11 protein-coding genes are annotated in these 9,818 nt (G+C 57.4%); 5 read left to right on the top strand and 6 right to left on the bottom strand.

All coding sequences use genetic code 11. The annotated features are described in order from the left end of the window. Positions 1 to 47: 47 nt before the first annotated feature. Positions 48 to 698, bottom strand: coding sequence for an HAD family hydrolase (locus ACRESJ_RS31535; RefSeq protein ID WP_431761401.1), 651 nt, complete (start codon positions 696 to 698; stop codon positions 48 to 50). Positions 699 to 725: 27 nt separating this feature from the next. Further along, positions 726 to 1,271 carry a gamma carbonic anhydrase family protein gene (locus tag ACRESJ_RS31530; RefSeq protein ID WP_431761400.1) on the bottom strand — a complete coding sequence of 182 codons (546 nt, stop codon included), beginning with the start codon at positions 1,269 to 1,271 and terminating at the stop codon, positions 726 to 728. 88 nt (positions 1,272 to 1,359) lie between these two features. On the opposite strand from ACRESJ_RS31530, the gene prlC reads away from it, so the two are divergent. Then, positions 1,360 to 3,411: an oligopeptidase A gene (prlC, locus tag ACRESJ_RS31525; protein ID WP_431761399.1), complete on the top strand. Its 2,052-nt coding sequence runs from the start codon at positions 1,360 to 1,362 to the stop codon at positions 3,409 to 3,411. Then, on the top strand, positions 3,408 to 3,695 hold the full coding sequence (locus ACRESJ_RS31520; protein WP_431761398.1) for a YheV family putative zinc ribbon protein: 288 nt from the start codon (positions 3,408 to 3,410) through the stop codon (positions 3,693 to 3,695). Before prlC ends, ACRESJ_RS31520 begins: the two co-directional genes overlap by 4 nt. A gap of 43 nt (positions 3,696 to 3,738) precedes the next feature. On the opposite strand, the gene ACRESJ_RS31515 is transcribed toward ACRESJ_RS31520, so the two are convergent. Both ACRESJ_RS31515 and ACRESJ_RS31510 read right to left on the bottom strand, forming a co-directional pair. Continuing rightward, positions 3,739 to 4,383, bottom strand: coding sequence for a tyrosine-protein phosphatase (locus tag ACRESJ_RS31515; RefSeq protein WP_431761397.1), 645 nt, complete (start codon positions 4,381 to 4,383; stop codon positions 3,739 to 3,741). A gap of 113 nt (positions 4,384 to 4,496) precedes the next feature. Next, positions 4,497 to 4,799 (bottom strand): hypothetical protein, encoded by a 303-nt coding sequence (locus ACRESJ_RS31510; protein WP_431761396.1) that lies wholly within the window; start codon positions 4,797 to 4,799, stop codon positions 4,497 to 4,499. Positions 4,800 to 5,020: 221 nt separating this feature from the next. On the opposite strand from ACRESJ_RS31510, the gene ACRESJ_RS31505 reads away from it, so the two are divergent. The 3 genes from ACRESJ_RS31505 (at position 5,021) to ACRESJ_RS31495 (ending at position 8,670) form a co-directional block, all read left to right on the top strand. Beyond that, complete coding sequence (locus tag ACRESJ_RS31505) at positions 5,021 to 6,079, top strand: PA0069 family radical SAM protein (protein ID WP_431761395.1); 1,059 nt, start codon at positions 5,021 to 5,023, stop codon at positions 6,077 to 6,079. 242 nt (positions 6,080 to 6,321) lie between these two features. Further along, positions 6,322 to 7,053, top strand: a complete 732-nt coding sequence (locus ACRESJ_RS31500; RefSeq protein WP_431761394.1) for a carbonic anhydrase — start codon at positions 6,322 to 6,324, stop codon at positions 7,051 to 7,053. A 90-nt stretch (positions 7,054 to 7,143) separates the two neighbouring features. After that, positions 7,144 to 8,670 (top strand): SulP family inorganic anion transporter, encoded by a 1,527-nt coding sequence (locus tag ACRESJ_RS31495; protein ID WP_431761393.1) that lies wholly within the window; start codon positions 7,144 to 7,146, stop codon positions 8,668 to 8,670. 110 nt (positions 8,671 to 8,780) lie between these two features. Here ACRESJ_RS31495 and ACRESJ_RS31490 read toward each other — a convergent pair whose 3' ends face one another. Continuing rightward, complete coding sequence (locus ACRESJ_RS31490) at positions 8,781 to 9,422, bottom strand: hypothetical protein (RefSeq protein WP_431761392.1); 642 nt, start codon at positions 9,420 to 9,422, stop codon at positions 8,781 to 8,783. A gap of 188 nt (positions 9,423 to 9,610) precedes the next feature. Further along, on the bottom strand, positions 9,611 to 9,818 hold a 208-nt coding region (locus ACRESJ_RS31485), incomplete at its 5' end, for a hypothetical protein (protein WP_431761391.1).

The following is a 9,818-nucleotide window of genomic DNA, read 5'->3' as shown; positions in this document are numbered from 1 at the left end:
TGTTCACAAATCCTGTGGGAGCGGGCTTGCCCGCGAAGGCGATGTCATTAGCGCCGCAAAAACGCCTGATGCATCTCTTCCAGCGTTTCGAAATGATAAGCCGGCGTCTCGGCGCTGAGCTCTTCCCGACTGCCAAACCCATAACCCACCGCCGCAGCATCCAACCCATTGCTGCGTGCGCCGATCAGGTCGTGTTTGCGGTCGCCGATCATCAGGGTGTTGACCGGGTCCAGGCCTTCTTCGGCCATCAAGTGCGCGATCAGCTCGACCTTATTGGTCCGAGTGCCGTCCAGTTCGCTGCCGTAGATCACTTTGAAGTGTTGGGCGAAGTCGAAATGCCGGGCGATCTCACGGGCGAACACCCATGGCTTGGAGGTAGCGATGTAAAGCTGTCGCCCTTGCCCGCCGAGGGTTTCCAGCAGGGGCATGACACCGTCGAAAACACGATTTTCGTATAGACCCGTGACCTTGAAACGCTCGCGATAAAAATTCACCGCCTCCCACGCTTTCGGCTCATCGAAGTCGTAAAACTGCATGAATGCCTGTAGCAACGGTGGACCTATAAAGTGTTCAAGCCTTGTCAGGTCGGGCTCATCGATACCCAGCTTGCTCAAGGCAAACTGAATCGAACGGGTGATGCCCTCGCGCGGGTCGGTCAGGGTGCCGTCGAGGTCGAACAGAATAGTTTGGTAATGCATGTTGAATCCTGAATAAGCGCGTCGGGGTCAGATCTGGTCGTAACCTTCGGCCAGATGCAGATCCTTGAGCTTCACGTAGTTCGCCGCGCTGTAGGTGAAGAATGCTTGTTCCTTGTCTGTCAGCGGCCGGATCTGCTTCACCGGGCTGCCCACATACAGGAAGCCGCTTTCCAGGCGCTTGCCGGGTGGCACCAGGCTGCCGGCGCCGATGATCACATCGTCGGCGACCACGGCGCCGTCCATGACAATACTGCCCATGCCGATCAGCACCCGGCTGCCCACATTGCAGCCATGCAGCATGACCTTGTGGGCAATGGTCACGTCATCACCGATCAGCAGCGGGAAACCATCGGGATTGAACGGCCCGGCATGGGTGATATGCAGTACGCAGCCGTCCTGCACGCTGGTGCGCGCACCGATGCGGATGCAGTGCATGTCGCCGCGGATCACGGTCAGCGGCCAGACCGAGCTGTCTTCGCCGATTTCAACGTCGCCAATCACCACCGCCGAGCTGTCGACAAAAGCGCCTTTGCCGAGCAGCGGCGTGTGGTTCTGATACTTGCGAAGGGACACGATAGGTTCTCTCTCTGTCGCTGATAGCTGCGGTGAGTGTCGATTGTAATTAAGATGGCTGCATGTTTCTCCAGCCAAGGTATCAACCGTGAGCGTGAACAACCCTCTTTTGCAGTCCTACGATCTGCCGCCGTTCTCCGCGATCCGTGCCGAACATGTGCAACCGGCCATTGAACAGATCCTGGCCGACAACCGTGCCGCCATTATCGAGATCCTCAAAACCCAAGGCAAACAACCGACCTGGGCGGGCCTGGTACTGGCGATGGACGAACTCAATGATCGTCTGGGCGCTGCCTGGAGCCCGGTCAGTCACCTCAATGCCGTGTGCAACAGTGCCGAACTGCGTGAAGCCTACGAGTCCTGCCTGCCTGCCCTGAGTGCCTACTCCACTGAAATGGGCCAGAACCGCGAACTGTTCCAGGCCTATGAAGCCCTGGCGAACAGCCCGGAAGCCGCCGGTTTCGATGTGGCGCAGAAAACAATATTGGAACACTCGCTGCGAGACTTCCGCCTGTCGGGTATCGATCTGCCGGAAGCCGAGCAGAAGCGATACGCCGAGGTGCAGAGCAAGCTGTCCGAGCTGGGTAGCCGCTTCTCCAACCAGCTGCTCGACGCCACTCAGGCCTGGACCAAGCACATCACCGATGAAAATGCCCTCACCGGCCTGACCGACTCGGCCAAGGCACAAATGGCCGCCGCCGCTCAGGCCAAGAACCTGGACGGCTGGTTGATCACCCTGGAGTTCCCGAGCTACTACGCGGTGATGACCTACACCCAGGACCGTGCCCTGCGCGAAGAGGTCTACGCCGCCTATTGCACCCGTGCGTCGGACCAAGGCCCAAATGCCGGTCAGAACGACAACGGCCCGGTCATGGAAGAAATTCTCGACCTGCGTCAGGAACTGGCAAAACTGCTGGGCTTCGCCAGCTTCTCCGAGCTGAGCCTGGCGACCAAGATGGCCGAATCCAGCGATCAGGTGCTGAGCTTCCTGCGCGATCTGGCCAAGCGCAGCAAGCCGTTCGCCGCGCAGGACCTTGAGCAGCTCAAGGCTTACGCCGCAGAACAAGGCTGTCCGGACCTGCAAAGCTGGGACAGCGGTTTCTACGGCGAAAAACTCCGTGAGCAGCGATACAGCGTTGCCCAGGAAGCCCTGCGTGCCTACTTCCCTATCGATAAAGTGCTGGGCGGCCTGTTCGCCATCGTGCAACGCCTGTACGGCATCGAGATCACCGAGCAGAAAGGCTTCGACACCTGGCACCCCGATGTTCGTCTGTTCGAGATCAAGGAAAATGGCCAGCACGTCGGCCGCTTCTTCTTCGACCTCTATGCCCGCGCCAACAAACGCGGCGGTGCCTGGATGGATGGCGCCCGCGACCGTCGCCGCACCGCCGAGGGTGTATTGCAAAGTCCGGTGGCCAACCTGGTGTGCAACTTCACCCCGGCCGACAGCGGCAAGCCTGCGCTGCTGACTCACGATGAAGTCACCACCCTGTTCCACGAGTTCGGTCATGGCCTGCATCACCTGCTGACCCGCGTCGAACATGCTGGTGTGTCCGGCATCAACGGCGTGGCCTGGGATGCCGTCGAGCTGCCAAGCCAGTTCATGGAAAACTGGTGCTGGGAACCTGAAGGGTTGGCGCTGATTTCCGGTCACTATGAAACCGGCGAGCCATTGCCTCAGGACCTGCTGGGTAAAATGCTCGCGGCGAAAAACTTCCAGTCCGGACTGATGATGGTGCGTCAGCTGGAATTCTCGCTGTTCGATTTCGAACTGCACGCGACCCATGGCGACGGTCGTAGCGTGCTACAGGTGCTTGAAGGCGTGCGTGACGAAGTATCCGTTATGCGTCCACCCGCCTATAACCGCTTCCCCAACAGCTTTGCACACATCTTTGCCGGCGGTTATGCGGCGGGTTACTACAGCTACAAGTGGGCTGAAGTGCTGTCCGCCGATGCGTTCTCGAAGTTCGAGGAAGAAGGCGTGCTCAACGCCGATACCGGTCGTGCATTCCGCGAAGCCATTTTGGCGCGTGGCGGTTCTCAAGAACCAATGGTGCTGTTCATCGACTTCCGTGGCCGTGAGCCATCGATTGACGCACTCTTGCGTCACAGTGGCCTGACTGAGGGCGCGGCAGCATGAGTGAAGGTCCCGTGATTACCAAACGACGCTTTATCGCCGGGGCGGTTTGCCCGGCTTGCAGCGAACCGGACAAGCTGATGATGTGGAGCGAAGATGACGTACCGCATCGCGAGTGCGTCGCCTGCGGGTACTCCGACACATTGAATGAACAAGGCCTTTCCGTACCCAAGGAGTTGGGCACACGGGTCAACACGACCGCCGTGAAGGCTCCGGACACCAAGGTTCAGCCTGTACAGTTCTTCCCGAACCCGAAACTGAAAAAGAAACCTGACGAGCAGCACTAAGCAAAAAAACGCCTTCCGCTGCGCAACGCAGTGGAAGGCGTTATTACTGGAGATGGGCCGATTGGAACCAGCTCTTCATTGAGCACGCGGCGAAAGGACTCGTGCTGCAATCACCGTTTGCCAAAGCCGTGCGAAGCTTGTCGATATCAGCCTGCATCATGTACCGAACGCCGTCCTTGAAGTGCTTACTGTCACCAAAACCGCCCTGGGTCATTTCGCTCAGTGCATCTTCCTTGCTCCATCCCTGAATCACTACCCGATACATGGCCGCTATCAATCCGGTCCGGTCAGAACCGTGCTTGCAATGCATCAGCACTGGACCATTGGCTTCGGCGGTTTGAATGGCGCGCAAGGCTTTAATGATGTCTGCGTCATCTACGTGGTTAGTCCGATAGGGCAAATGTACTTGGGTAATGCGAGGCGTGGACAACCAGCTCTCGTCAGACTCCGGCAGAAAACTGATCACTGTTCCGACCTTGAGTTTTTCAAGTAAAGAAACCGCCCCACTGTCCGGCAACGCGCTGCGATAAAGTGTCGGCGACATTTGGAAAAGGTTGTACTGCACCTCAACAGGCTGTGCCCACTCTGCCGGGCGAGTCGGCGTGTTGTCGTCTGCAAAAACAGGTGCAAGATTTAAAAGTGCAACCAGTGAAAGGCATATCGCTGGAATAAAGCGTGGTAAGGACATGCTCGAGTGACCGTTCAGAAAGGTACGGGAAGTTACTGACGATGATCCTCCCTGAACGGTCAACGGCTTGTGAGTTGGCTGTCAAAGAATTGTGAAGCCACTCAGTTTAGCGTTCAGGGACTCGTAATGCTGGCGTAGGCTTTAGCCAGGGCCACAAGTTTCGCTTTGTCATCTGCATCAATATCACCGTCCCCGTCTACATCCTTTTTCACGGCCTGGATATTGAAAGATTTACCAGCATCGGTTGAGACAGCCGTGTAAAAAACCGAATCAACCAGTGCTTCAACTTGCTGCTCGTTTTCCGCATCCCAACTTAACTCCTTACGAGCAAGTTGTATGGAAACCAATGTATTGGGCTCAGAAGGACCCGGCTGCAACAGTTGAAGAAAAATACCGCGTTGATTGAAGAAAGACATAAATAATTCCTTTTATTTGATTGCTATAGAGATATTGCTTAGCGAGGCAAATATACGAGCCGACATTAAAATCAGCCACGATCCATATGTTTCCTTTATTTACTCCTAACTAATAAATACTTGTCATGGACAATCCGCCAACAGATCAAAGGCCGAACGGTACTGGTCGATACACGTCGCCTCGGATACTGTATGAATATACAGACCAAAGGATTCCGCCGATGACCACTCCCTTACCTCCTCGCGGTCGCGGCACTGCCACCAACCCGCACAACCGCTTTGCTCCGAATCAATCGGTGGCCGAGGACGACGGCTGGTATCAGGAAGCACCGATCACGCAAGGCACCGAAGTGCGCATCGAGACCGCGAAAACCATCATCACCCGCAACAATTCCCCGGACCTGCCCTTTGATCGTTCGATCAATCCCTATCGTGGTTGCGAGCACGGTTGCATTTATTGTTATGCGCGCCCCAGCCACGCCTATTGGGACATGTCACCGGGGCTGGATTTCGAGACAAAACTGATCGCCAAGACCAATGCCGTGGATGTGCTGGAACAACAGTTGTCCAAACGGGGCTATCAATGCGCACCGATTAACCTTGGCTCAAACACTGACCCGTATCAGCCGATCGAGCGCGAATACAAGATCACCCGACAAACCCTCGAAGTGCTGCTGCGCTACCGTCATCCGGTGACCATCGTGACCAAGGGTTCGCTGATTCTTCGCGACCTCGACCTGCTGACCGAACTCGCCCGGCAAAGGCTGGTCGCTGTAATGATCAGCCTCACCACGCTGGACGACGAGCTCAAACGAATCCTCGAACCCCGCGCCGCAGCGCCCAAGGCGCGGTTGCGAGCGATAAAGGTGATGCGCGAAGCCGCAATCCCGGTGGGTGTGCTGTGTTCGCCGATGATTCCGATGATCAACGACAGTGAGCTCGAAAACCTGCTAACCGAGGCCCAGGCCGCCGGAGCGCAAAGTGCTGCCTACATGATGCTTCGCCTGCCACTGGAGGTGGCACCGCTGTTCGAAGAATGGCTAGACGCTCACTATCCACAGCGTGCAGCGCATGTCCTGAGCCTGATCCGCCAGAGCCGTGGTGGCGAGCTGTACGACAGCCGTTTTGGCGCGCGGATGCGGGGTGAAGGTCCCTTCGCCGATTTGCTCGCACAACGCTTTGCCAAAACCATCAAACGTTTGGGGCTCAACCGTCGTGAAGGTTTCAATCTGGACTGCAATGCCTTTTGTCCGCCGGGTCGCCAAATGTCATTGATTTAAGGACAATTGGCCTATGGTTGAGTCCTGAAGAACGCGACCCGCTATTAGGGCAGTCACGTTTTTTGTGACCTGGAACACACGTTCTAGAGCACTTTATTCAGTTTGAGTTAAGATTCGGCCGCTACCTTGTTCATCGAGTGACTGATGGGTCGAGGTTCAAGACCTGGATGTTTTTTAACCAGCCACTGGCTTCACACCGGACAAACGGGACAACTCCCTGAGCCCGCCAAAGAGGATGAATCATGAGTGACAAGGATAAACAGCCGTTGGCTGCGTCGGCTTCCACCCAGCCCGAGGTGGAATCCGCCGATGCAGCGTTGAAGCATATCGTTGACGGCTTTTTGCATTTTCATCATGAGGTCTTTCCCCAACAGGAAGAGCTCTTCAAGAAACTGGCCACGGCTCAATCACCACGGGCCATGTTCATCACCTGCGCCGATTCGCGCATTGTCCCCGAACTTATCACCCATAGTTCTCCAGGCGATCTGTTCGTCACCCGTAACGTCGGCAACGTGGTTCCGCCTTACGGGCAAATGAACGGCGGCGTTTCCACCGCGATCGAGTACGCGGTATTGGCGCTAGGCGTGCAGCACATCATCATCTGCGGGCACTCCGATTGCGGCGCGATGCGGGCGGTGCTCAATCCCCATACCCTGGAAAAAATGCCCACGGTCAAAGCCTGGCTGCAGCATGCGGAAGTGGCAAAAACCATGGTGCACGACAACTGCAACTGCGCCGACGAAAACGAGACCATGCATATCCTCACCGAGGAAAATGTCATCGCTCAATTGCAGCACCTGCGCACCCATCCCTCGGTAGCCTCGCGCATCGCGAACGGCCATCTGTTCATCCACGGCTGGGTCTACGACATCGAAACCAGCAAAATCAAAGCCTACGACGCCGAACAGGGTCGTTTCCTGCCGCTTGATGGCAGCCTGCCGATTCCGATGGCGACGCCCAAAGCGCGCTTCTAAATCCTCCTAAAAATCCGTGTGGTTTGACGCCGGCCGCTGCTACAGCGGTCAGGCCTCGCCACGCCTGAAGAAAACTTCGGGAGAATCATCATGCGTGCTGCTCAACTCAGAGCTGTTTTGCCACGGGAGCTGCTGGCTTCGGTGGTTGTGTTTCTGGTCGCCCTACCCTTGTGCATGGGCATTGCCATCGCCTCTGGGCTACCCCCTGCCAAAGGCTTGATCACTGGGATCATCGGTGGCCTGGTCGTGGGCTGGTTGGCGGGTTCGCCGTTGCAAGTCAGCGGCCCCGCGGCGGGGCTGGCTGTCCTGGTATTCGAACTGGTACGCCAGCATGGAGTGACCATGCTCGGGCCCATCCTGCTGCTGGCGGGGTTTCTGCAACTGCTGGCCGGGCGCTTCAAGCTCGGGTGCTGGTTCCGGGTCACGGCGCCTGCGGTGGTGTACGGCATGCTCGCCGGGATCGGCGTGCTGATCGTGCTCTCGCAGGTGCATGTGATGCTCGACGCCGCGCCGAAACCCTCCGGTCTGGATAACCTCGCGGCCTTCCCTGGTGCAGTGGCACAGGCGCTGCCGTCGTTTGGCTGGCAGGCTGGCCTGCTCGGACTCTCGACCATCGCGGTGATGTGGCTGTGGGAAAAAACCCGCCCTCATTCGCTGCGCTTCATTCCAGGGGCGCTGCTTGGGGTGGGTCTGGCGACAATCGCCAGTCTGTTGCTGGCATTGCCGGTGAAACGGGTCGAAGTCCCGGCCAATCTGGCGCAAGCCATTGACTGGCTCAAACCCGATGATCTGCTCAATCTGGCCAATCCCACGCTACTGATTGCCGCGTTTGCAGTGGCCTTCATCGCCAGCGCCGAAACCCTGCTCTCCGCCGCAGCCGTGGATCGCATGCACAGCGGTCAGCGTGCGGACTTTGATCGTGAATTGTCTGCACAGGGGGTCGGCAACATGCTCTGCGGATTGCTCGGTGCATTACCGATGACCGGGGTGATCGTGCGCAGCTCGGCCAACGTCCAGGCCGGCGCCACGACGCGCTATTCGACGATATTCCACGGCCTGTGGCTCCTCGGGTTCGTGTTGCTGCTGTCTAGTGTGCTGCAAAGTATTCCGGTGGCGAGCCTGGCGGGCGTGTTGGTCTACACCGGGTTCAAACTGGTGGATATCAAGGCCTTTCGTGGTCTCGGGCGCTATGGGCGGATGCCGATGTTCACCTACGCGGCGACGGCCTTGGCAATCATCTTCACCGACTTGCTGACCGGTGTGCTGGTGGGCTTTGGCCTTACCCTGGTGAAACTGGCGTTGAAGGCTTCGCGGTTGAAAATCAGCCTGATCGACCTGCCCCAAGCCGGTGAAATGGAGCTGCGCCTGGCGGGTGCGGCGACCTTCCTCAAAGTACCCGCGCTGACCCAGGTGCTGGGCAGCATTCCACCGGGCGCAACGGTGCACGTGCCGCTCAATAACCTGAGCTACATCGATCACTCGTGTCTGGAATTGCTGGAGGAATGGGGGCGGGCGAATGCGGCCAAGGGCTCGAGGCTGATGATTGAATCGCGGGGGTTGAAGCGCAGGTTGGAGGGGCGGGTGCGGACCAATACCGGGATTGGTTCAGCCGCATAAATAACCCTGTAGGAGCAAGGCTTGCCCGCGAAGCTTTTGGCATTCTTGAGGACGCCTTCGCGGGCAAGTCGAATCGTCGCACCGCTCGCTCCTACAGGTGTGGGGTGGGGTCAGGCCTCGAGTTCCAGGCCCACGCCCAAACGGCGGGACATGCATGGCCAGCGCTTCCACGCAGCGCCAGTCTCCGGACTGCTGAGTTTGTCGCGGTAGGCTTCCACCGATTCCTTTGCAAAGCTTTCGTCATCAAGCATTTCATCCAAAGCGTGATGCACGACTTCATCCAGTTGGTTGGCAAATTCCTCACCGATCAATTGGTGAGCAATCAGGTTGGCGACAGTCATGTCCAAGGGGATCAGTGGCTGGCCAAAATGCTTGATGTACAGGTCGTTGACCTCTTCGACAAAACGGTGCGCCAGATAGGCTTCGTCCAGCAGGCTGTCGAGCCCGACGTGCCCGGCCATGATGGCGGGCGGCTGGAGGAAGTACTGTTCGGCGATATTCAGCACCGGTTTGATCTGTGACTCGATACCCGCTTCCCTGGCGACTTCATTGGCTGCATCCAGCAGGTCTGGCACTTCGTCGATGTAGGCGGCGACAAAACGCGTCAGCACGCCATTGGCATCGGCTTCCGGCAATTGGATCGCCGGGTGTAAATGAGGCAGTTTGCTTTCCAGCTGACGAGTCAGCAGGCCGGTTTCGGCTTCGTGTTGTTGGGCTTTTTGGATCTGCTCGCGCAATGCGGCGGTGTTCATGAAAACTCCAGGAAACAAAGGCAATGAATTAGGGAAGACATAACTTAGCTGGCTTACGAAAAATGTTCAGACGCATTTGTCATAATTGTTTCATCCTTGAGACGCCCCCGTTATATCGGTTGCCACCACTCGTCTGCATCCTTCTCCATTCTTGACCCCGAAAGCAAGTTAATGCTGTTTCAGATGATTTACGCCTTCACATTGCGAGGTGAGAGTCGCTGTCTATACTCGCTCATGAATGGAGTTAGCTGATGACGCCCGACTGCAAATGCAGCAAGGCCCGGCGATTCAAGTTCGTAGTCTGATGCAGCCGCTCCCTTGCCGCAGGTGAAAGCCGGCGGGATAACAAGAACGATAAGGGGAACCCGCAATGATGCGACATCCACATGTCTGGAT

The sequence above is a fragment of the Pseudomonas sp. genome (assembly GCF_050739655.1).
Taxonomy (GTDB): Bacteria; Pseudomonadota; Gammaproteobacteria; order Pseudomonadales; family Pseudomonadaceae; genus Aquipseudomonas.
This window is presented reverse-complemented; position numbering and strand designations above follow the sequence as displayed.